Source organism: Kribbella sp. NPDC051718 (genome assembly GCF_040681515.1).
In the GTDB taxonomy this organism is placed as follows: Bacteria; Actinomycetota; Actinomycetes; order Propionibacteriales; family Kribbellaceae; genus Kribbella.
In genome coordinates this window covers 79,090-104,751 of sequence record NZ_JBFAYZ010000005.1, presented here as the reverse complement: position 1 = coordinate 104,751, position 25,662 = coordinate 79,090, and the positions used below count along the sequence as shown (strand labels likewise).

At 68.2% G+C, this 25,662-nt stretch carries 21 protein-coding genes; 14 read left to right on the top strand and 7 right to left on the bottom strand.

All coding sequences use genetic code 11. The features are described from left to right. Positions 1-9 precede the first annotated feature (9 nt). Positions 10-639, top strand: coding sequence for a methyltransferase domain-containing protein (locus tag AB0M15_RS19720; RefSeq protein WP_363820561.1), 630 nt, complete (start codon positions 10-12; stop codon positions 637-639). On the opposite strand, the gene AB0M15_RS19715 is transcribed toward AB0M15_RS19720, so the two are convergent. After that, a complete protein-coding gene (locus AB0M15_RS19715; RefSeq protein ID WP_343971963.1) occupies positions 636-1,076 on the bottom strand; it encodes an Lrp/AsnC family transcriptional regulator in 441 nt (146 codons plus the stop codon). The two genes, AB0M15_RS19720 and AB0M15_RS19715, sit on opposite strands and share 4 nt — an antisense overlap. A 103-nt stretch (positions 1,077-1,179) precedes the next feature. Here AB0M15_RS19715 and AB0M15_RS19710 point away from each other — a divergent pair, with 103 nt between their 5' ends. Both AB0M15_RS19710 and AB0M15_RS19705 read left to right on the top strand, forming a co-directional pair. Then, positions 1,180-2,106: a 5'-3' exonuclease H3TH domain-containing protein gene (locus AB0M15_RS19710; RefSeq protein WP_363822279.1), complete on the top strand. Its 927-nt coding sequence runs from the start codon at positions 1,180-1,182 to the stop codon at positions 2,104-2,106. After that, positions 2,103-3,302 carry a M20 family metallopeptidase gene (locus tag AB0M15_RS19705; RefSeq protein ID WP_363820558.1) on the top strand — a complete coding sequence of 400 codons (1,200 nt, stop codon included), beginning with the start codon at positions 2,103-2,105 and terminating at the stop codon, positions 3,300-3,302. Before AB0M15_RS19710 ends, AB0M15_RS19705 begins: the two co-directional genes overlap by 4 nt. A 70-nt stretch (positions 3,303-3,372) precedes the next feature. Here AB0M15_RS19705 and AB0M15_RS19700 read toward each other — a convergent pair whose 3' ends face one another. From AB0M15_RS19700 to AB0M15_RS19690, 3 genes are read right to left on the bottom strand one after another with little or no spacing between them, the layout of a single operon-like run. Continuing rightward, positions 3,373-5,451: an ABC transporter ATP-binding protein gene (locus AB0M15_RS19700; protein ID WP_363820555.1), complete on the bottom strand. Its 2,079-nt coding sequence runs from the start codon at positions 5,449-5,451 to the stop codon at positions 3,373-3,375. Then, positions 5,448-7,181 carry an ABC transporter ATP-binding protein gene (locus tag AB0M15_RS19695; protein ID WP_363820553.1) on the bottom strand — a complete coding sequence of 578 codons (1,734 nt, stop codon included), beginning with the start codon at positions 7,179-7,181 and terminating at the stop codon, positions 5,448-5,450. Before AB0M15_RS19695 ends, AB0M15_RS19700 begins: the two co-directional genes overlap by 4 nt. Beyond that, the gene (locus tag AB0M15_RS19690) at positions 7,181-7,783 is read right to left on the bottom strand and encodes a helix-turn-helix domain-containing protein (protein ID WP_363820549.1); all 603 of its coding nucleotides are present in this window, start codon (positions 7,781-7,783) and stop codon (positions 7,181-7,183) included. Before AB0M15_RS19690 ends, AB0M15_RS19695 begins: the two co-directional genes overlap by 1 nt. 223 nt (positions 7,784-8,006) lie before the next feature. On the opposite strand from AB0M15_RS19690, the gene AB0M15_RS19685 reads away from it, so the two are divergent. The 11 genes from AB0M15_RS19685 to AB0M15_RS19635 all read left to right on the top strand — a co-directional run bounded on the left by AB0M15_RS19685 (position 8,007) and on the right by AB0M15_RS19635 (position 22,987). Next, on the top strand, positions 8,007-9,881 hold the full coding sequence (locus AB0M15_RS19685; RefSeq protein ID WP_363822276.1) for an ABC transporter ATP-binding protein: 1,875 nt from the start codon (positions 8,007-8,009) through the stop codon (positions 9,879-9,881). Between the two features lie 33 nt (positions 9,882-9,914). Continuing rightward, entirely contained in the window at positions 9,915-12,800 is a 2,886-nt protein-coding gene (locus AB0M15_RS19680; RefSeq protein WP_363820546.1) for a DEAD/DEAH box helicase, read from the top strand. Continuing rightward, positions 12,797-14,011, top strand: coding sequence for an SWIM zinc finger family protein (locus AB0M15_RS19675; protein WP_363820539.1), 1,215 nt, complete (start codon positions 12,797-12,799; stop codon positions 14,009-14,011). The genes AB0M15_RS19680 and AB0M15_RS19675 overlap by 4 nt, the downstream gene beginning before the upstream one ends. A gap of 83 nt (positions 14,012-14,094) precedes the next feature. Next, on the top strand, positions 14,095-14,589 hold the full coding sequence (locus tag AB0M15_RS19670; protein WP_363820537.1) for a SigE family RNA polymerase sigma factor: 495 nt from the start codon (positions 14,095-14,097) through the stop codon (positions 14,587-14,589). Further along, the gene (locus tag AB0M15_RS19665; RefSeq protein ID WP_363820533.1) at positions 14,586-15,461 is read left to right on the top strand and encodes a hypothetical protein; all 876 of its coding nucleotides are present in this window, start codon (positions 14,586-14,588) and stop codon (positions 15,459-15,461) included. Before AB0M15_RS19670 ends, AB0M15_RS19665 begins: the two co-directional genes overlap by 4 nt. A 212-nt stretch (positions 15,462-15,673) precedes the next feature. Continuing rightward, entirely contained in the window at positions 15,674-17,383 is a 1,710-nt protein-coding gene (locus AB0M15_RS19660) for an ABC transporter substrate-binding protein (protein WP_363820531.1), read from the top strand. A 1-nt stretch (position 17,384) separates the two neighbouring features. Continuing rightward, positions 17,385-18,338 carry an ABC transporter permease gene (locus AB0M15_RS19655; RefSeq protein ID WP_363820529.1) on the top strand — a complete coding sequence of 318 codons (954 nt, stop codon included), beginning with the start codon at positions 17,385-17,387 and terminating at the stop codon, positions 18,336-18,338. Beyond that, the gene (locus AB0M15_RS19650; protein WP_363820526.1) at positions 18,338-19,219 is read left to right on the top strand and encodes an ABC transporter permease; all 882 of its coding nucleotides are present in this window, start codon (positions 18,338-18,340) and stop codon (positions 19,217-19,219) included. Before AB0M15_RS19655 ends, AB0M15_RS19650 begins: the two co-directional genes overlap by 1 nt. After that, complete coding sequence (locus AB0M15_RS19645) at positions 19,216-20,175, top strand: ABC transporter ATP-binding protein (RefSeq protein WP_363820523.1); 960 nt, start codon at positions 19,216-19,218, stop codon at positions 20,173-20,175. Before AB0M15_RS19650 ends, AB0M15_RS19645 begins: the two co-directional genes overlap by 4 nt. Then, on the top strand, positions 20,172-21,221 hold the full coding sequence (locus tag AB0M15_RS19640; RefSeq protein ID WP_363820520.1) for an oligopeptide/dipeptide ABC transporter ATP-binding protein: 1,050 nt from the start codon (positions 20,172-20,174) through the stop codon (positions 21,219-21,221). Before AB0M15_RS19645 ends, AB0M15_RS19640 begins: the two co-directional genes overlap by 4 nt. Beyond that, the gene (locus AB0M15_RS19635) at positions 21,218-22,987 is read left to right on the top strand and encodes a gamma-glutamyltransferase family protein (protein WP_363820517.1); all 1,770 of its coding nucleotides are present in this window, start codon (positions 21,218-21,220) and stop codon (positions 22,985-22,987) included. Before AB0M15_RS19640 ends, AB0M15_RS19635 begins: the two co-directional genes overlap by 4 nt. Here AB0M15_RS19635 and AB0M15_RS19630 read toward each other — a convergent pair. From AB0M15_RS19630 to AB0M15_RS19620, 3 genes are all read right to left on the bottom strand, one after another. Continuing rightward, complete coding sequence (locus AB0M15_RS19630) at positions 22,984-23,670, bottom strand: GntR family transcriptional regulator (protein WP_363820514.1); 687 nt, start codon at positions 23,668-23,670, stop codon at positions 22,984-22,986. The two genes, AB0M15_RS19635 and AB0M15_RS19630, sit on opposite strands and share 4 nt — an antisense overlap. Positions 23,671-23,749: 79 nt before the next feature. Then, positions 23,750-24,412 carry a response regulator transcription factor gene (locus AB0M15_RS19625; protein WP_363820511.1) on the bottom strand — a complete coding sequence of 221 codons (663 nt, stop codon included), beginning with the start codon at positions 24,410-24,412 and terminating at the stop codon, positions 23,750-23,752. A 5-nt stretch (positions 24,413-24,417) separates the two neighbouring features. Next, a complete protein-coding gene (locus AB0M15_RS19620) occupies positions 24,418-25,641 on the bottom strand; it encodes a histidine kinase (RefSeq protein ID WP_363820508.1) in 1,224 nt (407 codons plus the stop codon). Between the last annotated feature and the right edge of the window lie 21 nt (positions 25,642-25,662).

The following is a 25,662-nucleotide window of genomic DNA, read 5'->3' as shown; positions in this document are numbered from 1 at the left end:
CTCCTCGGCGTGACTGACCTCCTTGCCGCCACCAGGGCGTCGTACGACGCTGTCGCCGAGAGCTACGCGGAGTTCATCGCGGGGAAGCTCGAAGGGCTGCCGATGATGCGGGCGGTGCTCGGCGCGTTCGCGGAGCTGGTCAACGGGCCGGCCGCCGAGATCGGCTGCGGGCCGGGCAACATCACGAGCTATCTCGCGTCGCTGGGGATGGACGTCCACGGGATTGACCTGTCGCCGCGGATGGTTGAGATTGCGCGTACGGCGTACCCGACGCTGCGGTTCGAGGTGGGCTCGATGACCTCGCTCGAGCTGGGCGACTGCTCGCTTGGCGGGCTCGTCGCGTGGTACTCGATTCACCATCTGCCGCCGGTTGAGCTGCCTGGGGTCCTGGCCGGGTTTCACCGGATCCTGTCGCCCGGCGGCCGGTTGCTGATCGGGAGCCACGCGGGCGTGGAGGAGCACCGGAAGCCGACCGAGGGCTACGGCGGCATACCGGTCTCCTACGAGTCGTTCATCCAGCCACCTGAGCGCATCGTCGCCGCAGTCCAGGCCGCCGGGTTCACGGTTACCGCTGAGCTGATCGAGCCTGGGGACAAGCCGGGCCGGAAGTACCTGTCGCTGTTCGCGCAGAAAGACTAGAGCGCGGGTGGGCGCCGCTCGTACGGCGTGCTGAGCACGATCGTGGTCGTGGTGGAGACGTTCGCGCGGGCGCGGATGACGGCCAGCAACTGCTCCAACGCGTACGGCGTCGCGACCCGGACGATCAGGATGTAGCTGGAGTCGCCGGCCACCGAGTAGCACGACTCGATCTCGGGAACCTCCCGCAACCGCTCGGGCGAGTCGTCCGGCTGGGAGGGATCGATCGGCCGGATCGAGATCAGCGCGGTCAACGGCAGGTCGAGCGCCGTGTGGTCGATGGTTGCCGCATACCCCAGGATGATCCCGCGCTGCTCCAGCCGCTTCACCCGCTGGTGCACCGCCGACGTCGACAGCCCGGTCGCCTTCCCCAGGTCGGTGAAGCTCATCCGCCCATCAGAAGCGAGCAACGCGACAATCTTCCGATCCAGGTCCTCCATGCGCAGACCTTACTCTGAGAAACCGTTCCCCAGCAGCAGGCGCCCAGCGCTGGACCGGGCGGGCCTGGGATGTGAAAGCATCGGCGGCATGGCTGAGAGGTTGATGTTGCTGGATACGGCGTCCTTGTACTTCCGGGCGTTCTTCGGGGTGCCGGACACGATGAAGGCTGCGGACGGTACGCCGACGAACGCGATCCGGGGGCTGCTCGACTTCATCGCGCGGCTGGTGGAGAACCATCGGCCGACGCATATCGTCGCCTGCTGGGACGACAACTGGCGGCCGTCGTGGCGGGTCGCGCTGATTCCGTCGTACAAGGCGCAGCGGGTCGAGTTCGTCGCCACGGGTGGTGAGCAGGTCGAGGACGTGCCGGACCGGCTCGAGCTGCAGGTGCCGTACATCCGCGCCTGCCTGGAGGCGCTCGGTATCGCGATCGTCGGGGCGGCCGACCATGAGGCCGACGACGTGATCGGGACGCTGTCGCACCAGGCGACGATGCCGGTCGACGTGGTCACCGGCGACCGGGATCTGTTCCAGTTGATCGACGACTCGCGCGGTATCCGGATCATCTACACGGCCGCCAAGGGCGTTGGCCGCGCGGACGTGTACGACGAGAAGGCGCTGCTCGCGAAGTACGAGATCCCCGCCAACCGGTACGCCGACTACGCGACCCTCCGTGGCGACGCGTCGGACGGGCTGCCCGGTGTCAAGGGTGTCGGTGACAAGACGGCCGCCTCGCTGATCACGGCGTACGGTGACCTCGCCTCCATCCGGAAGGCCGCCGCCGACCCGAGTACGCCGATGTCGCCGTCGGTCAAGCGCAAGATCCTCGACGCGAGCGACTACCTCGACGTCGCGCCGAAGGTCGTCGCGGTCGCCAAGGACGCACCGGTGGGCAGCTTCGACGCGGCGATGCCGACCCAGGTGCACGACCCCGAGAAGTGGCTCGACCTGGTCGAACTGCTCGAGCTCGGCGGCAGCGCCCAGCGCGTGATGTCCGCGCTCAACCTCGGCCCGAAGGAAACCGCATGACTCGCACGCTCGAGCTCGCCGGGAAGTACGGCGAGGGCATCATCGACCTGCGCCGCGCCCTGCACCAGGTACCGGAGTACGACCTCGATCTCCCCAAGACCCAGGGCCTGATCCTGCAGGCACTCGAGGGCCTCGACCTGGAGATCACCCTGGGCAAGGAGCTGTCCTCGGTCACCGCCGTACTACGAGGTGGCGCCGGCCCCGGCCCCGTCGTGCTGTTGCGTGGCGACATGGACGCGCTGCCGGTGACCGAACGGGTCGACGTGCCGTTCAAGTCGACTCATGTCGGCTTGATGCACGCCTGCGGGCACGACCTGCACGTGGCCGGCCTGGTCGGCGCGGTGAAGATCCTGCACGAGCTGCGCGATCAGCTCGCGGGCGATGTCGTGTTCATGTTCCAGCCCGGCGAGGAGACGACCGGCGGAGCGCCGATCATGATCCGCGAAGGCCTGCTCGAGGCTGCCGGGCGCCGCGTCGACTCGGCGTACTGTCTGCATGTCCAGTCGTCGGGTGACCCGCTTGGCGTCTGGAGCAGCAAGGCGGGACCGTTGATGGCGGCCGCTGATCAACTGAGTGTGCGCGTGGTCGGAGCCGGTGCGCATGGTTCGGAGCCTTATCGCGGCAAGGACCCGATCCCGGTGCTGTGCGAGATCGTCGGCGCGCTGCAGACGATGGTGACCCGGCAGTTCGACGTGTTCGACCCGATCGTGCTGACGGTCGGCAAGATCGCCGGCGGCACCAAGGAGAACATCATCCCCGACGACGCCTTCTTCGACGCGACCATCCGCAGCTTCTCGGTCGAGTCGCAGGCGAAGGTCCAGGAGTCGAGCGTCCGCCTGGTCGAGCACATCGCCGCCGCCCACGGCCTGACCGTCGAGGCCGACTACCGCGTCGGCTATCCGGTCACCGTCAACGACGCCGCCGAGTACGCCTTCGCCCGCCAGGCGATCGTCGACCTCTTCGGCCCCACCCGCTTCCGCGAACGCGCCCACGCCGAGTGCGGCGCCGAAGACATGTCGTTCGTCCTCAACGAGGTCCCCGGCGCCTACGTCAACCTCAGCGCCTGCGCCGCCCCCGACCCCGAGGCCGCCGCCGACAACCACTCCCCCTTGGCCGACTTCGACGACTCCGTCCTCCCCGACGCCGCCGCCCTCCTCGCGGAGCTGGCAGTACGGCGCCTGGCCCGCGGTCTGTAGAAACCGACGGAGGGGACCTCTCGGCAAGAGAGGTCCCCTCCGTCGGTTCCAGGGAGTTTCTAGGGACTTTCTAGGGAGTGAAGTCGTCTTCGTCCTCGTCCCAGGCGGCCGGTGGCCCGGCCGGGACCGGGGCTGGGATTGCCGCCAGCTCCTCGTCGATGTTGGCTACCGCCCCGCTGAACTGGGCGTTGTACAGGCGGGCATAGGCGCCGTCGACTGCCAGGAGCTGGGCGTGGTTGCCCTGTTCGACGATGGAGCCGTTCTCCATCACCAGGATCAGGTCCGCGTCGCGGATCGTGGACAGGCGGTGGGCGATGACGAAGCTGGTCCGGTCGGAGCGCAGGGCGGCCATGGCCCGCTGGACCAGGACCTCCGTGCGGGTGTCGACCGAGCTGGTGGCCTCGTCGAGGATGAGCAGTTGCGGGTCGGACAGGAAGGCCCGGGCGATGGTGAGCAGCTGCTTCTCACCGGCGCTGACGTTGCTGCCTTCCTCGTCGATGACCGTGTCGTAGCCGTCCGGCAGGCTGTGCACGAAGCGGTCGACGTACGTCGCCTTGGCGGCGGCGAGCATGTCCTGTTCGGTCGCGTTCAGATTGCCGTACAGGATGTTGTCGCGGATCGTGCCGCCGAACAGCCAGGTGTCCTGCAGCACCATCCCGATCCGCCGGCGCAGGTCGTGCCGGGTCAGCTCGGTGATGTCGACGCCGTCCAGCGTGATCCGGCCGCCGTTCAGCTCGTAGAACCGCATGATCAGATTGACCAGCGTCGTCTTGCCGGCCCCGGTCGGGCCGACGATCGCGACCGTCTGGCCCGGCTCGGCGACCAGGCTCAGGTCGGTGATCAGCGGCTTGTCCGCCGTGTACGAGAACGACACGTGCTCGAACTCGACCCGCCCGTGCGAGTCGTTCAGCTTGGCCGGCGTCTTGTCCTCCGGCACCTGCTCCACGGCGTCCAGTACTTCGAACACCCGCTCGGCCGAGGCGACGCCGGACTGCAGCAGGTTCGCCATCGACGCCACCTGGGTGAGCGGCTGGGTGAACTGGCGGGAGTACTGGATGAACGCCTGGACGTCACCCAGCGACATCGAGCCGTTGGCGACCCGCAGCCCGCCGAGCACCGCGATCACCACGTAGTTCAGGTTCCCGATGAACATCATCGTCGGCATGATCAGGCCGGAGATGAACTGCGCCCCGAACGAGGCCTGGTAGAGCTCCTCGTTCTTCTGCGCGAAGCTCGCCTCGATCTCCTTCTGCCGGCCGAACACCTTGACCAGCTCGTGGCCGGTGAAGGCTTCCTCGATCTGGCCGTTCAGCGCGCCGGTGTGCCGCCACTGGGCGACGAACCGGCCTTGTGACCGCTTCGCGATCACCGCGGTCAGGATCATCGAGATCGGCACCGTGACGAGGGCGATCAGGGCCAGTACCGGCGAGATCACGAACATCAGCGTAATCACGCCGACCACCGTCAGCAGCGAGGTGAGCAACTGGCTCAGCGTCTGCTGCAGGCTGGTCGAGATGTTGTCGATGTCGTTGGTGACCCGGCTCAGCAGCTCACCACGGGGGGCTCCGTCGAAGTAGCTCAGCGGCAGCCGGTTGAGCTTGTCCTCCACCTCGGAGCGCAGCTCGAACACGGTCCGCTGGACCACGCCGTTCAGGATGAAGCCCTGCATCCACGACAGCAGGAACGAACCGACGTACAGGGCCAGCACCAGCATCAACACGTTGCGCAGGGCATCGAAGTCGATGCCGACACCGGGGATCAGGTCGATGCCGCCCAGCAGGTCGGCCTTGCGGTTGTCGCCGGAGGCCCGGAGCTGGTCGATCAGCTGTTGCTTGGTCTGCTCCTTGGGCAGCAGCTTGCCGATCGCGCCGGCGAAGATGATGTCGGTGGCGCGGCCGAGGATCTTCGGGCCGATCACCGACAGCCCGACGCTGGCGATCGCGAGCAGGATCACGCCGCCCACCTGCAGCCGGTGCGGCCGCAGCCGCCGGAGCAGCCGCTTGGCGGACGGGACGAAGTTCATCGACTTGTCCCCCGGAATGCCACCGGGTGGGCCGAAGGCGCGCCCGGTGGTCGGGCGCTCGGTCGCCTTGACCGTCTCGGCCGGCTGGTCCTCGCCGGGGGTTTCTACCACGGTCTGATCGGTCATGCTGCTTCCTCCGCGGACCGCTGGGACTCCACGATCTCGACGTACGTCGGACAACTCTGGAGTAGTTCGTGATGGCTGCCCTTGCCGACGATCGCGCCGTCCTCGAGCACGATGATCTGGTCGGCGTCGATGATCGTGGACACCCGCTGCGCGACGATCACCACGCACGCCTGCGCGGTGACCGGTCTCAGCGCGGCCCGGAGCCGGGCGTCGGTGGACAGGTCGAGCGCGGAGAACGAGTCGTCGAACAGGTAGATCTCCGGCTTGCGGACCAGCGCCCGGGCGATCGCCAGCCGCTGCCGCTGACCACCGGACACGTTCGTCCCGCCCTGCGAGATCGGCGCCTCGAGGCCGAGTGCCATCGACTCGACGAAGTCCTTGCCCTGGGCAATCTCCAGCGCCTCCCAGAGCTCCTCGTCGGTGGCCTCGGGATTGCCGTAACGCAGGTTGCTGGCGACGGTGCCCGAGAACAGGTACGGACGCTGCGGGACCAGGCCGATCCGCTCCCACAGTGCTTCGGGCTCGATGTCGCGTACGTCGATACCGTCGACCAGCACGCGGCCATCGGTGGCGTCGAAGAGCCGCGGTACCAGCGAGAGCAGGGTCGTCTTGCCTGCGCCGGTACTACCGATGATGGCCGTCGTCTGGCCGGGCGATGCGGTGAAGGAGACATCTCGTAGTACGGGCTCGGCGGCACCGGGGTACTGGAAGGTCGCGTCGTCGAAGACCAGCTCGCCGTGGCCGATGAAGTTCTTGATCGGCGTGACCGGCGGGCGGACCGAGGACTCCGTGTCCAGTACCTCGCTGATCCGGTCCGCGCAGACCGCGGCGCGCGGCACCATGATCAGCACGAAGGTCGCCATCATCACCGAGAACAGGATCTGGATCAGGTAGCTGATGAACGCGGTCAGCTGGCCGACCAGCATCGCGCCGCTCTCCACCCGGGAGGCGCCGAACCAGAGCACCGCGACGGTGGACATGTTCAGGATCAGCATCACGACCGGGAAGACCAGCGCCATCAGCCGGCCCGCCGAGATGGCGGTGTTGGTGACGTTGGTGTTGGCCTCACCGAAGCGCTGCGTCTCGTGCGGCTCGCGGACGAAGGCCCGGACCACCCGGATACCGGAGATCTGCTCGCGCAGCACCCGGTTGACCGCGTCGATGTTGACCTGCATCTTGCGGAACTGCGGCACCATCCGGCTGGCGATCAGCCCGATCGACGCGGCCAGCAGCGGCACGGCGACGGCCACCAGCCAGGACAGGCCGGCGTCCTCGCGGACCGCCATGAAGATGCCGCCGATCATCGTGATCGGCGCCGCGACCAGCATCGTGCAGGTCGTCACGACCAGCATCTGTACCTGGGTGACGTCGTTCGTACTCCGGGAGATCAGCGTCGGCGCACCGAACTGGTTGACCTCGCGGGCCGAGAACTCACCGACCCGGTGGAACACGGCCGCGCGGACATCCCGGCCGAACAGGGCGGCCGTCTTCGCGCCAAAGTAGACCGCTGCGACCGTACAGACGATCTGCGCCAGGCTGATGCCCAGCATCCAGCCGCCGTTGCGGACGATGTAGCCGGTATCGCCCTTGGCGACGCCGTTGTCGATGATCTTGCCGTTCAGGCTGGGCAGGTAGAGAGAGGCGACCGTCCCGATCAACTGCAGGACGACCACCATGGACAGGTTGCCGGCGTACGGCCGTAAGTGCGTACGCAACAGGCGAAGAAGCATCAGCGGTCCCCGGGTTCGTGGAGGCGGACACCGTCGAGCGCGAAGTCGACGATCTCCTCGGCGGTCATGGTCCGACCGTCCGAAATCAGTGGGTGGGTGGCGGCGAACGTCATCAGCCGCAGCCGGTGGACGACCTCGTCCGGCGTCAGCCGCAACTGGTCGGCGTCGGGTTTCAGGATGTCGGCGAAGGCCGCGTCGGCGCGCAGACCGTCGGCGCGCGCCTTGTCCCGCTCCTCGGGCGCGCCCTTCCAGTCCGGCCGTTGGTGCATCCGCATGGCCATGAAGAGCTTGAAGACCTTGCTCAGCCGGCCCTGGGCGATCTCGACGGCGGCGATCATCCGCTCCCGCAGCGGCAGCAGCCGGTCGACCTCGGCCAGCTCCTCGAGGAACGGCTCGACGTCGAACGCGGTCTTGAAGGTGGCGTCGATCAGCGCGTCCTTGCTGCCGAAGGCGCGGAAGATGGTGCCCTCCGCGACGCCGGCCGCCTCGGCGATCTGCCGGGTGCTGACGTCGACGCCGTACTTCTCCAGCAAGGGCATGGTCGCCTGGACGATGGCCGCGCGGCGCTCGTCGGGTGGCAACGGGGTTGCTCGTGGACTCACTCGATCGACACTAACTGAGTGAGCACTCACTCACAACTGCATTCAACCGGTGTCCAGACCTTGCCCTGGCTGGCTACAATTCTCGTATGCCATACCAGATCTACAAGGCGAGGAGCTTGACCTCTAGCTATGTTGAGGTTCTACGGTTCGAAACTGTCGGTGGTCGGGAGGATCATCGTCCTTCTCAAGTCCTCGACACCGGAGCCACACCGTGAGTATGGAAATGACCGCGTGGAACTCGATGTACCACGCCATGCACGCCCAGGACGAGAAGCGTCCGTTCTCGAAGGTCACGCTGCGGCGGATCCTCGCCTTCGCCCGCCCGCATCGGCGGCAACTGATCCTGTTCCTGGTGCTGAGCATCGGCGCGGCGTTCCTCGCGGTGGCCACTCCGGTGCTGGCCGGCAAGGTGGTCAACGCGATCGTCGAGGGCAAGGAGTTCAGTCTGGTGCTCCGCCTCGCGATCCTGATCGCGCTGATCGCGGTCGCCGAGGCGGGCGTCGGGCTGCTGACCCGGTGGCTGTCCGCCGGGATCGGTGAAGGGCTGATCCTCGACCTGCGGACGGCTGTCTTCGACCACATCCAGAAGATGCCGATCGCCTTCTTCACCCGGACCCGGACGGGCGCCCTGGTGTCGCGGCTCAACAACGACGTGATCGGGGCCCAGCGCGCCTTCAGCGACACGCTGTCGGGGGTGGTCAGCAACGTGGTCACCTTGGTGCTGACACTGGTCGTCATGCTCGGGGTCTCCTGGCAGATCACCCTGCTCGCGCTCGTCATCCTGCCGGTCTTCGTCATTCCGGCGCGCCGGATCGGAGCGCGGCTGGCCGGGCTGCAACGCGAGGCGGCCGACTACAACGCGACGATGAGCACCCAGATGACCGAGCGGTTCTCGGCGCCGGGTGCGACGCTGGTGAAGCTGTTCGGGCGGCCGGTTCGGGAGTCGCACGAGTTCGCGGTACGGGCCCGGCGGGTGCGGGACATCGGCGTCCGGACCGCGATGGTGCAGTGGGTGTTCGTGACGTCGTTGACGCTGGTCTCGGCGCTCGCGCTGGCGGTCGTCTACGGACTGGGCGGGTTCTACGCCCTGCGCAATCAGCTCGATGCGGGTGATGTGGTGGCGATGGCGCTGCTGCTGACCCGGCTCTACTCCCCCTTGACCGCGCTGGCGAGTGCGCGGCTCGAGGTGATGACGGCGCTGGTCAGCTTCGACCGGGTCTTCGAGGTGCTCGACCTGGAACCGTTGATCAAGGACAAGCCGGATGCCGTTGTCGTGCCTGCCGGGCCGGTGTCGGTGGAGTTCTCGAAGGTGCGGTTCGCCTATCCGTCGGCGGACAAGGTGTCGCTGGCTTCGCTGGAAGAGGTGGCGAAGCTCGACACGCGCGGTGGCGAGGAAGTACTGCATGAGGTGTCGTTCCGGGCCGAGCCGGGGCAGATGGTCGCGCTGGTCGGGTCGTCCGGCGCGGGCAAGTCGACGATCGCCCAGCTGATCCCTCGGCTGTACGACGTGGACTCGGGGTCAGTGAAGCTCGGTGGAGTGGACGTGCGCGACCTGACGGCGGAATCCCTGCGGGACACGCTCGGGATGGTGACGCAGGACGGGCACCTGTTCCACGACACCCTCCGGGAGAACCTGCTGCTCGCCCAGCCCGAGGCGTCCGAGGAGGAGCTGTGGGAGGCGTTGCGACGGGCTCGGCTCTACGACTTGATCCACGGGTTGCCCGACCAGCTGGAGACTGTCGTGGGCGAGCGCGGCTACCGGTTCTCCGGCGGTGAGCGGCAACGGTTGACGATTGCGCGGTTGCTGCTGGCGCAGCCGCGGGTCGTGATCCTGGATGAGGCGACGGCCGCGCTGGACTCGACGTCGGAGGCCGCAGTACAGGCTGCTTTGGCGGAGGCGCTCGACGGGCGGACGGCGGTGGTGATCGCGCACCGGCTCTCCACCATCCGGGCGGCCGATCAGATCCTGGTGATCGAGGCGGGGCAGATCGTCGAGCAGGGCACGCACACCGAGTTGCTCGCTGCCGGCGGGCGGTATGAGGAGTTGCACCGGACACAATTCGAGCAAGCCGGGGACGTTCCGGTCGTCGCGGTCTGATCCAACAGCTTTCGACAGACGAGGGAGAGCGGCTTGGCCGGGTATGTGCACGCGGGGGCGCTGGCAGGTTTGGCAGCGGTGTTCGTCCCGGCCGATCCACCACGCGACAGCAGCGTCGCCTTCTGGGATCCCTCAGGAGGCGACCTGCCACTCGGCGTCGGTGAGCAGACGACCCACGAGCTGGTGGTGAAGGACGGCGACGCCTTCACCACCCGTACGGTCCGAGCCATCCACCTGCCGATCGATCGCGCAGTACCGGTGCTCGGCCGCATTCGCACCACCCCAGGCGCCCATCCTGCATCAGCGTTCTGGGGAGCCGTCTCCCTGATCGCTCTCCAGCTCGTAGCCCGCGGCCGCCTTCTCCCCGGCGTCTCCCCCGCCGGCCACGACGCCTGGCGAGCCGGCCCCCTGGACCCCACCGACGTGGACCGAATCCTCAAACTCGCCGAAGCCATCCCGTTCGAAGCTCGCTGCCTCCCGCTCCCCCGCACCGCAGAGTCACCAGTGGGCACCGACCAGCCGGGGCGCCGCGCCGCCGCCCCTCCTTCTGCGCCAACGGAGTCCACTTCGCATTCCCCAGTTGCAGTGCAGTTGCGGGTGCCGGTCGGAGAAGACTTGGTTCGGCAGTTCATCGATGCTGTTGCGGATGGGATGCCTCGGTCGCCTGGGGCTGTGAAGGCTCATGGGAGTGGGTTGTTCGCGGCCAGGCAGCCTCAGCAGGCTTCTCGGTTGCGGGGGTGGGCCGATGAGGTGTCGGCGGGGCTCGACACCGGGGTGCGGATCTCGCTCAGGATCGAGTTGCCGGAGTCGCTTGGGTTCCGGGCTGTGGTGCAACTGCACAGCTTGAAGGACCCGACGCTGGTACGAGACGCCGCGGACGTCTGGGCGGAGGATGTGAGCGGCTTCGGCCCTCGTGCCCGGATCGACGCGACGCTTGCGATCCGGCGAGCCGCCCGGGTCTGGTCGCCGTTGAGCCGGTTGCTCGACTCCGCAGTACCGGATCGACTGGAACTGGCGGATGAAGAGGTCGCCGGGTTGCTGGCGACCGGCGCACAACGACTGGCGGCGGCCGGCATCGAGTTGCACTGGCCGCGCAGCCTCGGCCGCGAGCTGACCGCCCGCGCCGCGATCACCTCCACCGACGGCCCGCCGTCCGACATGCCGAGCTTCTTCGGTGGCGGCAAGACCCTCGACTTCAGCTGGCAAGTTGCTCTCGGCAACGACCCGCTGACCCAGGAAGAACTCGACCAGCTCGCCGAGGCCACCCGCCCGGTGGTTCGCCTCCGGGACCAGTGGATGCTGGTCGACCCCGAGCTCGCCCGCAAAGCCCGCGAACGCATCCTCAAACCGGTCACCGCGATCGACGCCCTCGGCGCGGCCCTCACCGGCACCACCGAGGTCGACGGCCGGCAGATCGCCATCACTCCGACCCGCTGGCTCGACGAGCTCCGCGCCAAGATCGCCGACCCCGAGCGCTCCCAGGACCCGATCGACCCACCGGCAGCCCTGCAGGCGACCTTACGCGACTACCAGTTGCGCGGCCTCCGCTGGCTCGCCCGGATGACCGACCTCGGCCTCGGCGGCTGTCTCGCCGACGACATGGGTCTCGGCAAGACGATCATGCTGATCTCCCTCCACCTCCACCGCCAGCTCACCCCCGACACGTCCGGTCCGACCCTCGTCGTCTGCCCGGCCTCGCTGCTCGGCAACTGGGAGCGCGAGGTCCAGCGATTCGCGCCAGGCACCCCGGTACTGCGCTTCCACGGCTCCGGCCGCTCACTGGACGGTGCCGACGACGGGTTCGTGCTCACGACGTACGGGACTCTCCGCCGCGATGCTGCCCGGCTCTCCCAGCACCGCTGGGCACTCCTGGTCGCCGACGAAGCCCAGCACGTCAAGAACCCCACCTCCGGTACGGCGAAAGCCCTGCGCACAGTCCCAGCCCGTGCCCGAGTCGCCCTCACCGGTACTCCGGTGGAGAACAACCTCTCCGAACTCTGGGCGATCCTCGACTGGACCACCCCCGGACTGCTCGGCCGGCTCAGCGTCTTCCGCACCCAATGGGCGCAACCGATCGAGGCCGACAAGGACGAAGCCGTCGCCGAGGGACTCGCGAAACTCGTCAAACCGTTCCTGCTCAGACGCCGCAAGTCCGACCCCGGCATCGCCCCCGAGCTCCCGCCGAAGACCGAGACCGACCAGCCGGTCTCCCTCACCCGCGAGCAGGTCGTGCTCTACGAAGCGACCGTGCGCGAACTGCTCGACGAGGTCGCGGCGAGCGACCAGATGGCCCGTCGCGGCCTGATCGTCAAACTCCTCACCGGGCTCAAGCAGATCTGCAACCACCCGGTGCAGTACCTGAAGGAGGGCGACGACGCCCGTCTCACCGGTCGCTCCGGCAAGCTCGAACTGCTCGACGAACTGCTCGAGACGATCATCGCCGAGGACGGCGCCGTGCTCGTCTTCACCCAGTACGTCGCCATGGCAAGGCTGCTCGAACGCCACCTCGCCGACCGCGGCATCGCCACCCAGTTGCTGCACGGCGGCACCCCGGTCCGCAAACGCGAGGAGATGGTCGAGCGCTTCCAGGCAGGCGAAGTACCGGTGTTCCTGCTGTCTCTCAAAGCGGCCGGCACCGGGCTCAACCTCACCCGGGCCGATCACGTCGTCCACTACGACCGCTGGTGGAACCCGGCCGTCGAGGATCAGGCGACCGACCGGGCGTACCGGATCGGTCAGACCCGGCCGGTGCAGGTTCACCGGTTGATTGCCGAGGGCACCATCGAGGACCGGATCGCGGCGATGCTGAAGAGCAAACGCGCGCTCGCCGACGCAGTACTGACGGCTGGGGAGGCCGCCCTGACCGAGCTCACCGATTCCGAACTCGCCGACCTGGTCGAGCTGCGAGCCGCCCGATGAGCGGCGAGGAGGCGCGCGGGTTCCCGGCCTTCCCGGCGCAGGCGGGACGTAGTACGCGCGGGAAGTCGTGGTGGGGGCGCACCTGGGTGCAGGCGCTCGAGGACACGTCGCTGGATCTGGGCCAGCTCCGCAAGGGCCGGCGTACCGCGAATACCGGGCAGGTCGGCACGATCACGATCAGCCCGGGGCGGCTCGCGGCGACTGTCTATGCGCCCGACGACACCTACGAAGCCGTCGTGCACATCGACCGCCTCGACGACGCCGAATGGGACCGATTCCTCGACCAGGTCGCCGCTCGTGCGGGCCACATCGCGGCGTTGCTCGACGGCGAGATGCCCCACGATCTGGTCGACGCCGCGGCCGATGCCGGCGTGGCGCTGCTTCCCGGCATCGGTGATCTCGACCCCTCCTGCACCTGCGACAGCTGGGAACTCCCCTGCCAGCACGCCGCCGGCCTCTGTTATCAAGCCGGCTGGCTGCTCGACGGAGACCCGTTCGTCCTGCTGCTCCTCCGCGGCCGCTCCCGTGAGACGCTGCTGGACGACCTGCAACGCCGCTCGTCCACTCCGCCTGCAGAGCACCCGGCCGAAGAGGACGGCGTTCCCCCAGTTGCGGCGGCCAGACAGATTGGTGAGCTCCCCGACCTGCCGCCCCTCCCGCCCAAGCTCGCGATCGAGGACCTCGCGGTCAGCGGGATCGACCCACTCGCCGATCTCGAGCCGGCAACCTTGCCGTTGCTGGTCCTCGACGCCGCCAGGCGAGCCCGCGCCCAACTCAACGCGCTGCTGTCCGGCGCGCCAGATCCCTGGCTCCTCGACGAGTGGCAAGACAGTGTCCGGCTGGCCGCCGACTACCCGGTACTCCGTGAGCGGCTGTCCGCCGCGTGGGACCGGCCGGCCGCGCTCAGCCTCGGCGTACAGGCCTGGTCGTACGGTGGCGCCGCCGCGCTCGATGTCCTGGAACACGTTTGGTCGCCCGACCCGGGCGAGCTCGCCCGCGCGCGCACCGAGTTGCTGGCTGCTGCCGACGACGACCTCGCCATCACCGCCGACCACAACCAACTGACCACCTCCGGCTCTGTCCGCTGCCAGACCCGACTCGACCACAGCGGTCGCTGGCACCCTTACCGGCTCGTCGATGATGAATGGCACCCCGCCGGCCCACCCGACCGCGACCCCACCATCGCGCTCGCGCCACCGGACAACTGGTGACCGCCGCAGCAGGCTGAATCGGGATGCAACCAACTTCGGCCCCGTAGGCGTGTCTAACCCGGTATCAAGGATCGGGGAAACAGATGAGTGATCGGGACGCCGCGTTCGAGGCGTACTTCACGGCGCGGTCCGGCGCCATGCGCGGCACGGCATTCCTGCTGTGTGGCGACTGGCACCGGGCCGAGGACCTGGTGCAGCAGACGTTCACGAAGATCTATCTGGCCTGGCGCCGGATCGAGCAGCGCGAATCGATGGACAACTACACCAGACAGACGCTGGTACGGACGTTCCTGTCCGAGCGGCGCCGGGCGTGGTTCCGGCACGAGTCGATCGGGTCGCCGGCCAGTGACCGGGCCGCGCCGGCGGCCGAGCTCACCGAGGAACGGCTCGTGTTGATGGAGGCGCTCGTGAAGGTGCCGCCGAAGCAGCGCGCCGTGCTGGTCCTTCGGTACTGGGAGGACCAGTCCGTCGAGCAGACGGCCTCGTTGCTCGACTGCTCGACCGGAAATGTGAAGAGCCAGGCCGCCCGCGGGCTGGCGACGCTGCGCGGACTGCTGGAAGAGGAGAAGGTTCGATGAACGAAGAGGATCTCAAAGAGGCGTTTCACGACGTGCTGGTGCGCAGCAGCCCACCGTCGTCGATGGATCCCGCGGTTGCTCTCCACCAGGGTCGCCGGGTCCGGAAGCGGCGCAGGGTGGCGTGGGTCGGGGCGGCCGCCGTGACGCTGACTGTTGGCGCCGTGGCCGGTCCCACCCTGATCGCGAACCTGGGTGACAACGGGTCGACCGGCCCGATGGTGGCAGGCGGCGGCACCCCCTCGCAGGCAGTGCCGACGCCGAAGTCAGGCTCCACCGTCGTGCCGTCAGCACCGACCACCCGCAAGACTGGCGACCCATGGCCTGAGGGTCAGACCGACCGCACAGCGAGCGCGGGTCCACGCGCGGTCCGGGTCGGGGCACTGATGGCAGACCTGAGCTCATCGGTACCGGCGGGGTTCAGCACGCCGAACCTGAGGTACCCGGACGGTCGCTCGGCGAGATGGCCCCAGGCCCAATATGCGTCCGCCGACGGGGAGCAGGACTACTGGGAGTACATGGCCACCATCCCGGTGCAGAAAGACAATCGGGTCGGTCGGCTGCTGGTCATGTCGACCACGCCCGACGGGAAGCCGGCGACCAGCCCGTGCAAGCTGGCACTGACGTTCTGGGGCGCGAGCGGGACCTGCGCCATCGTGGATGTCGACGGCAAGAAGGTTGGCGTGGTGACCGCCAAGAAGGGAAGCGACTACGACCAGACCGCTGCCTACCGGTACGACGACGGGACGGTCGTGTTCCTGGCCCAAGCCAAGAAGACCGACCTCCCGGGCAAGTCGCCGCTGACGCAGCCGGTCTTCACCACCCAGCACCTGGCCGAGAAGGTGACCTCGGCGGAGTTCAAGATCAGCGAGTGATCAAGGGTGCAGACAGCCCCGCCTCGACCGCACCGGCCGAGGCGGGACTGTCGCCGTTGTGACTCCGGGTGCCCGGCGGGCACGGTCAGTTATCCGGCAACGCAGGTGCCCGACTGGCGGTTAAAGGTTTTCCCTGAACTCGCCGAATCACTTGCGCGCGCACCTTGTATACATGAAACAGTCGACGGAACCGCTCCTACCGGGAGGACGAAATGCCCCGTCGAACTCCGCCGTCACTGAACCGCTCCAGTTGGCTCGCCCGCCTTCCCCACGCCGCCCGAAGGCGACGTTCGCTTTCGGGGGCCGTGGTCGGGGTGGTCGCGCTGGCCATCGTCGGAGCCGCGTGTTCACCGGTGGAGCCGGCGGCCGAGCAGCCGAGCGGGCAGACCGGCGCCTCGGGTCAGGACGTCTTTGGTGACCCGGCCGATCCGGCCGCGGTGAAGAACGGCGGCACGCTCACCGTCGCGCTCTCGGCCGACCCGGACAAGCTCGACCCGACCCTGTCGCGCAGCCTCTACTCGCGGTACGTCTTCCACACCATGTGCGAGAAGCTGTACGACCTCGGCCCGGACGCCAAGATCGTGCCACAGCTCGCCACGGCCCTGCCGACCGTCTCCCCCGACGGCCTCAGCCTGACGATCCCGTTGCGCGAGGGCGTGAAGTTCGCCGACGGCACCACGCTCGACTCCGCCGCGGTGAAGTTGTCGATCAACCGCGGCCTCACGCTGCCCGCTTCGGGGCGCAAGAGCGAGCTCGGCCCGATCAGCTCCATCGAGACCCCCGACGCGAAGACCGTCGTCATCAAGCTGTCCAAGCCGTTCGCCCCACTCACCGCAGCACTCGCCGACCGCGCCGGTATGGTCCTCAGCCCTGCCGCCGTGAACAAGCTCGGCGCCGACTTCTCCACGGCACCGGTCTGCGTCGGCCCGTTCAAGTTCGCCAGCCGGGTCGCGCAGAACTCGATCAAGGTCGTCAAAGATCCCCTGTACTACGACGCCGCCAAGGTGCACCTGGACGCGATCGAGTACCGGATCATCACCGACTCGAGCATCCGCTCCGCGAACCTCCGCTCGGGTGACGCCCAGGTCGCCGACTCCTTGTCGAGCCAGGACGCGCCGACCCTGCAGAAGGACAGCAGCCTGAGCGTCCTGCAGTCCCAGTCGCTCGGCTACCAAGGGCTGACGATCAACATCGGGAACGCCGACGGCATCGGCAACCCCGTCAAGCAGCTCGACACCCCGATCGCCAAGGACCCGCGTGTCCGGCAGGCGCTGGAGGCGTCGATCGATCGGGAGGCGCTGGTCACGTCGATCTTCAACGGGTTGAACACCGTCGCCTGTTCGCCGATCTCCCCGAAGAGCGAGTTCAGCTCGGACGCCGCGCAGAAGTGCCCGGCGCACGACACGGCGAAGGCGAAGGACTTGCTGAAGCAGGCGGGGGTCGCGACGCCGTACAAGGTCTCGATGATCACGTCGAACAACCCGGACAGTCTGCGGCTGGCGCAGGCGCTGCAGGCGATGGTGAAGGAGGGTGGATTCGACCTGGTGATCAAGCCGGTCGAGTACGCGTCTCTGCTGGACCAGCAGGATCGGGGTGACTACGAACTGCTCCAGCTGGGCTGGTCGGGGCGGGTCGATCCGGACGCGAACATCTTCAACTTCGTCGGGTCCGAGGGCAGCCAGAACGTTGCCGGGTACAACAGTCCGGAGGTCGACAAGCTGCTCACGGACGCGCGGCAGTCGAAGGACCAGGCGCAGCGGGTGCAGCTCTACGGCCAGGTGGTCAGCAAGTTGCAGCAGGACGACCCGCTGATCTACCTCTACCGCCAGCGCAACCTGACCGGCGTCACCAAGAAGGTCCTCGGCGTCCAGACCTACCCCGACGGCGTCATCCGGACCGCCTTCGCGGGCTACGCCAAGTGATATGAGGCGGTACCTCCTCGGACGACTCTGGCAATCGCTGGTGACGTTGCTGCTAGCAACTGTCGTGGTGTTTCTCGGGGTGCGCGCGTTGCCGGGAGATCCGGCGCTCGCGCTGGCCGGAGAAGATCGTGATCCGGAGTCGTTGCGCGCGATCCGGGAGCAGTACGGCCTCGACGACTCCGTGCTCGTTCAGTTCTGGCAGTTCGTCAGCCACGCGGCGCGGGGCGATCTCGGCCGCTCGATCAGAACGGGAGAGAGCGTGACTTCGATGCTCTCCAGCGCTCTCCCCGTGACGATCGAGCTTTCCGCTCTCGCGATCTTCGTCGCCGCCCTGCTCGGAGTCGGCGCCGGCGTGGTCGCCGCAGTACGCCGCGGCCGTCCTGCCGAATGGGCCGCCAACGCCCTTGCCCTGCTGGGTCTGTCGGTCCCCAACTTCTGGCTCGGGCTGATGGCGATCTTGTACCTCTCAGTCGCGCTCGGCCTGTTCCCCGCCTCCGGCTTCGTACCGTTCTTCGACAACCCGATCGACAACCTCCACCACCTCGTTCTGCCGGCACTCATCCTCGGCACCGGACTGGCGGCGGTGATCATGCGCCAGACCCGCTCGTCGATGCTGGACGCGCTCTCCGCCGACTACATCCGCACCGCCGAAGCCAAGGGGCTGCCGCCGCGAGCCGTGATCGGCCGCCACGCCCTCCGCAACAGCCTGATCGTCGTCGTCACGATCGTCGGCCTCCAACTCGGCGCCCTGATCTCCGGCGCCGTCGTCACAGAGCGCATCTTCGCGCTCCCCGGCTTCGGCAAACTCACCGTCGATGCCGTCTTCCAGCGCGACTACCCCGTGATCCAGGCGGTCGTACTGGTCACCGCTACGGCGTACATCGTCATCAACCTGCTCGTAGATCTCCTGTACTCCGTGATCGACCCGCGCATCCGCGTGCGAGGTGAGGCCTGATGGCCGTCGCCGACACCACCATCACCACCGCGCCGGTCACCTCCCGCCGCCGCAAGGTGGTCCGCCGGATGCTCCGCAATCCACTCGCGATCGCCGGCCTCGCCGTCCTCGCCATCGCTGCCCTGGCCGCTGCCTTCGCGCCCTGGCTCGCGCCGCACGAGCCGACGCTGACCCATCTCGACCGTGCCTTCGCGCCGCCCGGTACGGCTGGATACGTGCTCGGCACCGACGATCTCGGCCGGGACGTGTTGTCGCGGATCATGTTCGGGCTGCGTGCTTCGCTGCACGTCGGGTTGCTCGCGGTCGCGACCTCGTTGCTGATCGGCGTACCGCTCGGGCTGATGGCTGGGTACTTCCGGGCGATCGACGCGCTGATCTCGCGTTTCACCGATCTCGTACTCGCGTTCCCGTTCCTGATTCTCGCGGTCGGGCTGGCCGCGATCCGCGGGGCGAGTCTCGGAAACGCGGCGATCGCGATCGGGATCGCTCAGATCCCCGGGGTGATCAGGATCGTCCGCTCGGAGACTCTGCGGCTGAAGTCTCTCGACTTCGTTTCTGCCGCGATCGTCGATGGTGCCGGCGATCTCTGGGTGCTCGGGCGGCACATCCTGCCGAATGCGGCGTCGGTGATCATCGTCCAGGCGACGGTGGCGATCCCGGCGGCGATCCTGGGTGAGGCTGTGCTGTCGTTCCTGGGGCTCGGCATCCAGCCGCCGGCGCCGAGTCTGGGCACGATGTTGTCCGACGCTCAGCAGTTCGCGACCCGGGCGCCCTGGGCGGCGGTGATGCCTGGGGTGGCGATCATGCTGCTGACACTGGCGTTCAACATCGTGGGCGACAGTCTGCGCGACGCTCTCGATCCGAAGGCGAGTCGCCGATGACCGGGTCAGTGCTCGAGGTCAAGGATCTCTCGGTCACCTTCCGGACCGAGGACGGTCCGCTGTCGGCCGTCGATCACGTCAACCTGCAGGTCAGCGATGGCGAAGTACTGGCCATTGTCGGCGAGTCGGGCTGTGGCAAGAGCGTGACCGCGATGAGCCTGGCCGGGCTGCTCCCCCGCTCTGCGACTGTCGACGGCTCGGTCCGGCTGGATGGGGTCGAGCTGATCGGTGCTGACAAGCGGACTCTTCGGTCGATCCGCGGGCGGGAGGTGGCGTACATCTTCCAGGAGCCGATGACCTCGCTGAACCCGGTCTTCACGGTCGGCTACCAGATCAGCGAAGTGCTGCGCATCCACATCGGTCTGTCCAAGCAGGCGGCTCGCAAACGGGCGGTCGAGTTGCTCAAGCTGGTCGGCATCTCGTCAGCGGAGCGGCGGGTCGATGACTATCCGCATCAACTGTCGGGTGGGATGCGGCAGCGGGTGATGATCGCGATGGCCGTCGCGTGTGATCCGAAGGTGCTGATCGCGGATGAGCCGACTACTGCGCTCGACGTGACGATCCAGGCAGGCATTCTCGATGTGCTGCGGGCACTGCGCGAACGACTCGGCACGAGCGTCGTGCTGATCACCCACGACCTTGGGGTGGTTGCCGATCTGGCTGACCGGGTGGCGGTGATGTACGCGGGACGGGTGGTTGAGACTGCCGAAGTACACGAGCTGTTCGCTCGGCCTCAACACCCTTACACAGCAGGCCTTCTGGGTGCGTCGCCATCGGCCGGGCGCCACGCGGGGACTGATCGGCTCAACGAGATTCCAGGGCTGGTACCGGTCCTTGCTGAGCAGCCCGACGCCTGTACGTTCGCCGACCGGTGCCCGCGCGTCGTCGACATCTGCAGGACGAAGGAGCCGGTGCTGACCGCTCGCGTGGCCTGCTGGAATCCGGAGGGCAGATGACCGAGTACGCGCTGGAACTCGAGAACCTGGTCATGCACTTCGGCCCCGTCCGTGCCGTCGACGGTGTCTCCCTGCGGATCCCGAAAGGCGCTGTCGTCGCCCTGGTCGGAGAGAGCGGCTCCGGCAAGTCCACCGTCGGCCGCTGCATCGTCCGCCTACTCGAACCAACCGAAGGCACCGTCCGTCTGGCCGACGCCGACATCACCCACCTCAACCGCCGCCAACTCCGTACACACCGCCGCAACGTCTCAATAGTCTTCCAAGACCCCGCTGGCTCCCTCGACCCACGGTTGTCGGTCGGCGACATCGTCGGCGAACCCTTGCGACTCATGCGCCGCCGTGGGGCGCTCTCCGCCGGGTCCAGCCAGACCGGATCGGCCAGCGCCCCGCGGCGCGAGATCCCCTCCACGGTGGCCGATGCGCTTCGGCGGGTCGGTCTCAGACCGGAGGTGGCTCAGCGGGCGCCTCATGAGCTGTCGGGTGGGCAGCGGCAGCGGGTGAGTATTGCTCGGGCGTTGATTTCGTCGCCTCGGTTGCTGGTGGCGGATGAGCCGACCAGTGCGCTGGATGTGTCGGTGCAGGCGTCGGTGCTCAACCTGCTGGCCGATCTGCAGCGCGATCTGGGGTTCGCGTGCCTGTTCATCACGCATGATCTGTCGGCCGTCGAGTATCTGGCTGATGAGGTTGCCGTGATGTATCTGGGGCAACTGGTCGAGCAAGGCCCGCGGGAGCGCATCTTCGGCGTACCGGCTCATCCGTACACGCAGGCGCTGCTGTCGGCGGCTCCTGTGCCCGACCCGTCCACCCAGCGGGCGCGGCGACCAGTGCTGCTCGGGGACGACCTACCGTCGGCTATAGACCCGCCACCGGGTTGCCGGTTCCACACACGCTGTCCAGTGGCGATCGAGAAGTGCAGGACGGTCGTACCGGAGTCCAGGGTGATCGGGGAAGGTGGACACCGAGTCGCCTGCCACCTAGTAGGCGACGATGGCAGTGGACCCGACGTACGCGATCAAGCAGACACCACTAGAGGAGTTGCTCGATGACCTTCACCACCCGGCCCACCCTGCGCGGCACGTTCGGGATGGTCTCGTCCACGCACTGGCTGGCGTCACAGTCCGCCATGCGGCTCCTGGAGCTCGGTGGCAACGCCTTCGACGCCGCTGCGGCCGCCGGGTTCGTGCTGCACGTCGTGGAGCCTCACCTCAACGGTCCTGGTGGTGAGGTACCGGCGATCATCGCTACCGCGGCCGACCCGACTCCGCGGGTGCTGTGCGGACAGGGGGTGGCTCCGGCGGGTGCCACGATCCAACACTTCAAGGGGCTGGGGCTGTCGCTCATCCCGGGCTCCGGGCCGCTGGCGGCCGCAGTACCGGGTGCTGTCGACGCCTGGTTGCTACTGCTGCGTGACCACGGCTCGCTGCCGCTCCGGACGGTACTGGAGCCAGCGATCGGGTATGCGCGCAACGGCCATCCAGTGCTCCCTCGAGTGGGCGACACCGTCAATACGGTCCGGGAGCTCTTCACTGAGCACTGGCCGACATCTGCCGAGCTGTGGCTGCAGGCTGGCGGGGCGCCGCGGGCCAACGAGTTGTTCCGCAACCCGGCGTACGCCGACACGCTCGAGCGACTCGTGATCGCGGCCGAGGAGGCCGGCGCGGACCGCGTCGCGCAGCTCGAGAGGGCGCGTATTACGTGGCGCCAAGGGTTCGTCGCCGAGGCGATCGACCGGTTCTCGCGGTTGCCGCATCGCGATTCGAGCGGTGAGGACCATGCCGGGCTGATCACGGGTGACGACGTCGCGTCGTACGAGGCGAGCTGGGAGGAACCGGCCACCTTCGACTGGCACGGGCACACCGTCGCCAAGACGGGACCGTGGGGTCAGGGGCCGGCGCTACTGCAGTCGCTGGCTGTCCTCGCCGAGCTGGGTGACCCGACGGCGCTTGATCTGACGAGTGCTGAGGCCGTCCACACGACGACAGAGATCACCAAGCTGTCCTATGCGGATCGGGAGGCCTGGTACGGCGATGGCGTCGACGTACCGCTCAAGACGCTGCTGTCACCGGGGTACGCGGCTGAGCGGGCGGCATCGGTCGGCGCAGCCGCGTCGTACGAGATGCGGCCGGGGAGTCCGGATGGGCGGGTGCCGCGGTTGCCATCCCTCGTGAGGGGGGTTGAGGGCGATGCGAGCACCGGGGAGCCCACGGTGGCACCGGATGGGGCTACGCGCGGGGACACGTGCCATGTCGACGTGATCGACCAGTGGGGCAACGTCATCTCCGCTACCCCGAGCGGTGGGTGGTTGCAGTCGTCGCCAACGATTCCCGAGCTGGGCTTCTGCCTGGGGAGCCGGCTGCAGATGTTCTGGCTGGAGGAGAGGTTGGCGTCGTCGCTCGCCCCTGGGCTGCGGCCGCGGACCACGCTCACGCCCACGCTGGTACTACGGGATGGCGCACCCGTACTGGCCTGTGGGTCACCTGGAGGCGACCAGCAGGACCAGTGGCAGCTGTTGTTCCTCCTGCGGCATCTTGCGGGCGGCCAGGAGTTGCAGGAGGCCATCGATGCGCCCGCTTGGCACACCACTGCGTTCCCGTCGTCGTTCTACCCGCGAGGCGCGGTACCGGGCAACCTGACGCTGGAGAGCCGTCTCGGCCCGGTAGTGCGCGACACGTTGATCAGCAAGGGCCATCAGGTCGTCGAGTCAGATCCCTGGAGCCTAGGCCGCCTCTGCGCCGTGTCCCGCACCCCAGACGGCGTACTGGCCGCAGGAGCCAACCCCCGAGGAATGCAGGGCTACGCCACCGGCCGCTAGGCGGTCGGGCCGGCTAGGGCGGCTTGGGCTGCGGCTTCTACGTGGTCGCGGGCTGCTGCGGTTGCGGCAGCGCGGTCGCCGGCGGCGATGGCGTCTACTACGCGGATGTGCTCTTTCCACGAGTGCGGTGCGCGCTGGGCGGCGCCGAGGCGGAAGACCCAGTGCACGTGGTGGTACATGGCCGCCGACAGCGACGCCAGCCACCGGTTGCCGCTGATCTCGATCACCGCGAGGTGCAGCGCACTGTTCAGCTCAGCGACCTGGTCGAAGTCCTCAGCCTCCGTGGCGGCACTCGCGTCGTCCAGCAACTTCCGGAGCCGGGCGACGTCGTCCTCAGTCGCCCGCTCAGCCGCCAACCCCGCAGCGAGCGTCTCGAGCTGCTCCCGTACGGCGAACAGATCCCGGATCGCCGTCTCGTCCAGCGTCGCCACCACAGCACCACGCCGCGGCAGGATCTCCACGAAGCCCTCGGTCTCGACCACCCGCAGCGCCTCACGGACCGGATTGCGTGACACTCCGAAGTCGTCCGCCAGCCGGTTCTCGGTCAGCCGCTCACCCTGTGCGTAGTCACCGTCGACGATCCGTCGCCGCAACTCGGCCAGCACCTGATCCCTGAGCGCAAGATGATCGCCACCGATCGTCCGCGCCACCCCACTTGACTCTCCCCCGTACCGCTGGTCCACCCCGAGCTCCCCTCTGGCCTTGCCTGGTTCCGCAGCACCCTACCCGCCGATGGCGCCGGCACCCCACAACGACTGCACCTCAGGCGAGGCCGGCGTCGTGGGCCAGGAGGGCTACCTGGACCCGGTTGTTGAGGTCGAGTTTGAGGAGGACCCGGGTGAGGTGGGTCTTGACGGTGGGAACGCCCATCGCGAGGTCGGTGGCGATCTCGGCGTTGCTCTTGCCCTGGGCAACGGCTGCGGCGACCTCGCGTTCACGGTCGGTGAGCTTCGCCAGTACTTCGAGAGCTTGGTCGCGACGGCTCTGCTCGTCGGGCCCGGAGACGTAATCCATCAGCTGACGGGTGACCGCGCCGGACAGGATCGGGTCTCCACCGGCGACCTTCACCACCGCGTCGACGATTTCCTGGGGCGCCGCATCCTTCAGCAGGAAGCCGGCGGCGCCGGCCCGTAATGCGTGCACGAGGTGTTCCTCCGAACCGAAGGTCGTCAGGATCACCACCTCAGGCGCGTCCGCGACCGCGCGGATGGCCTCGGTTGCTGTCAGCCCGTCCATCACCGGCATGGTGATGTCCATCAGTACGACGTCCGGCTCGGCCGCACGGACGGCGTCGATCGCAGCGCGTCCGTCGGACGCCTCCCCCACGACATCCAGCTCGGCGGCACCGCCCAGCATGCTCTTCAGACCAGCCCGTACGAGCGGATCGTCGTCCACGACAAGCAACCGAACAGCCGCCGCCACCATGCCAGTCATCCTAGAGCGGGCCAGGGCAACCACGCGTGCAGGCGGAAGCAGTTCGTACTGGTCGGGCCGTGGTCGAGCGTGCCGCCGGCCAGTTTCGCCCGCTCGGCCAAACCCACCAGACCTACCCGCGAGCCGTCGCCTGGCACACCTGCCACCAACGGATTACGGATCTCGATGGAGAGTCCATTGCCCGCGGCCCCCGAGAGGACGACGGTGACCGGCTGACCGGGTGCGTGTTTGCGCGCGTTCGTCAGCCCCTCCTGGATGATCCGGTAGCCGTGCCGCCCAGTGGCCGGCGGGATCGAGTCGGGAGGCGACGGGAGCGGCGTGAGGATCACCGTCATGCCCGCTGCACGCGACTCCTCCACCAGGGCGTCGACGTCCACCAGGCCAGGTTGCGGCCGCCGGTCGCCTGGGACGGTGGAGTCGGGCGCACGTAGTACGCCGACGATCTCCCGCAGATCCTCCATGCACTCGCGCGCACTCGAACGGATCACCCCGGCTGCCTGCGCAAGCTCATCGGACGGCATCCCCGGCCGGAACTCCAGCGCCCCGGCATGCACGCTCAGCAACGACAACCGATGTCCGAGCGCGTCGTGCATCTCGCGCGCGATCCGCTCCCGCTCGCGCCGCCGACCTTGCTCGACGCGCAACTCCTGCTCCTCCTCAGCTCGCCGGGCACGCTCCGCCAGCGACACCATCAGCTGCCGGCGCGTCCGTACGACGATGCCCCAGGCAACGACCGCCACACAGAGCAGGCTGGTGAGGCTGACCACCATCCAGTAGACGTACGGGATCGACCGCGCCGGCGGATAGATCCAGAACTGCACCAGGCACGACAGCGCCGCCGCGACACAGCCCAGCACACTCACCAGGGTCCGCCGATGCACCGCCAGGCTGAACAGCGCCAGCCCACTCGAGCTCCCCACGGTCGGGAAGAACGCGGACAACACGATCAGCACCAACGCGACCTGCAGCGGCCACTTCCGCCGCAGCATCAGCGAGAGCGCGGCCAGTACGCCGATGGTCACATGCAACCCGACCGGCGGATCGAGCCTCGACCCGTCGGGAATCGCCAGCCCGATCACGCTCAACCCCATGCCGAGCACGACGAACGTCACGTCCACGACCCAGTCCCGCGGCGTACGCCGGCCGTCGCCCGGGGCAGCACGCGACCCCGGGCTGATCATCGCCGTCAGCAGCCCGGGCCGGTCCAGCTCGATCGACATACTTCAGACGGTAACCCGCGA